The sequence below is a fragment of the Moorena sp. SIO4E2 genome (assembly GCF_010671945.1).
Classification (GTDB): domain Bacteria; phylum Cyanobacteriota; class Cyanobacteriia; order Cyanobacteriales; family Coleofasciculaceae; genus Moorena; species Moorena producens.
This window is the reverse complement of record NZ_JAAHIE010001052.1, coordinates 1-1,838: the sequence shown is the minus strand read 5'-3', so window position 1 is coordinate 1,838 and position 1,838 is coordinate 1. Positions and strand designations below refer to the sequence as shown.

Sequence of the window (1,838 nt, the reverse complement as noted above, 5' to 3'; positions counted from 1 at the left end):
ATCAATTGAAGAATTAGAATGTTTGTTAAATCATCTTTTAAATGAAGGAGGGTTAATTATAAAATGGGTACGAAAAATAAAAAACAAAGGCAATGCTGTTATCACAGTTTAAATGCGCAACAGCTTACCTTGGGAGCTAAGTCGATTAAAAGATGAATATGGTCGTTTGTCCCCAGGTCTGCCTTGGCATCTTCAAGGATGCAGTCATTTTTGTCGCAAATGCTTTTGACTAAGTCTTTGATATCCTCTTCTATATCCCCAGTGATCACTGGGTGGCGGTACTTTGTCACAAACACTATATGAATCTTTATTAGCGAAACTGTATGTGCGAAAGAACGCATGGTAGTTGACATGTTAAAACACTATAGGTTAAGATAGTGACATGTTAGCAGTTTAGGTGAGGACGTGAAGACACCAACCAAGATCATTCGCACTGACAAATGGAGGCTTAACCCGACCGCAGAACAACGTTTACTGTTTAGCGAAACGGTTAAAGTCTATCGTCGTGCTTGCAGATATTTGGTTGGAATCATCTATACCCACTGGGGGGAATTAGGTACGTTAACGGCAGATCACTTGACTCCTGCTGTCGAGAAGTTAATGCATCAGACGGCTAAACGCCCCAGTATAAAATACCCTCAGTTCAATCAAGCTTTTTACAAATTCCCCAGCTACTACCGTAGATCTGCGATTCGGCAAAGCCGACGCTTCGCGAACGCATTCTCTGCTGGTCAAGTTAGTAGCTTTGTGACCCGTTACCAGGAATGGCAATCAGGTTCGAGAAAAAGGAAAGATGCCAAACCTCCAAAACTAAACGCAGACACTGGTTGTTATCCCTCTTTGTATAAAGGTCAATGCTATAAATTACATGGTTTTAACCAAGTAGAAATTAAAGTTTTTAATGGCAAGAACTGGATCTGGACTAAAGTTCAGATTACCGGTTTAAGAGAACGCCACGCCTGTGCGACTAACAAAATGATGTCTCCTGCGTTGATCTTCAATGATAGGTACTGTCATCTGTCTGTTCCGTTCAATTGCAAGCCAGAAAAGCGCAAACCAGAAGCTAACGTTACTGCGGTAGATTTAGGTATCAACACTACCGCAACAATAGCAGTCGTAACCCAGACCGGCACTGTAATCCACCGTGAATTTATTCACCCAGGAAGAGACATAGACCGTAGGGACAAACGACTAAAGTCCGTATCTGTACGAGCATCTAAAACTATGGGAAAAGGCGGGAAACTTCACAAGGCTTTCTGTTCTAAAACCTATAAAAAATGCCAAAGAATCAACAACCAAATCAGCCACATAGTTTCTAAGCGAATTGTCGAGATTGCTGAGAAATTCAACTCGGAAGCGATTCGGCAAAGCCGACGCTTCGCGAACGTATTTGAGAATCTTAAAGGATGGAAGCCGAAGGGTGGACGAAAGCGGTCTAACCTAAGGCAAAGATTCCACGGTTGGCTCAAAGCAAAAATTCGTGATTTTACGGAAATGAAATGGACTGAATTGGGGGGTAAAGTCGTGGAAGTCGTGGCGGCTTACACTTCAAAGCTGGCCTATGATGGATCTGGTACGGTTAAACGTAATTCAAGGAATTATGCCCTAACAACCTTTCCTTCAGGTAAGCGATTTAATGCCGACTTAAACGGAGCTTACAACATCGGTGCTAGAGGCGTAATTAAACTCACTCGCAGAAATGACGGTGAGGGTCGTTCCAGCAAAAGATCTGGACGACCGCCTAGAAGCTGGGCTTCCTTGTGTGAGTTGTGGGTTAGGGATAACTCCAAATTAGCATAAGACACCACCGCCTCGTTCAGGCGGTGGAAGCTTCATAC

1 protein-coding gene and 1 pseudogene are annotated in these 1,838 nt (G+C 43.2%); one reads left to right on the top strand and one right to left on the bottom strand.

The window, feature by feature from the left end; translation table 11 throughout:
- Positions 1-122: 122 nt before the first annotated feature.
- Positions 123-353: pseudogene (gene tnpA / locus F6K37_RS40520) on the bottom strand (IS200/IS605 family transposase); the annotation flags it as partial.
- 52 nt (positions 354-405) lie between these two features.
- Between tnpA and F6K37_RS40515 the strand changes: the two are divergent.
- A complete protein-coding gene (locus F6K37_RS40515) occupies positions 406-1,800 on the top strand; it encodes a zinc ribbon domain-containing protein (protein WP_287256940.1) in 1,395 nt (464 codons plus the stop codon).
- The last annotated feature ends 38 nt before the right edge of the window (positions 1,801-1,838 follow it).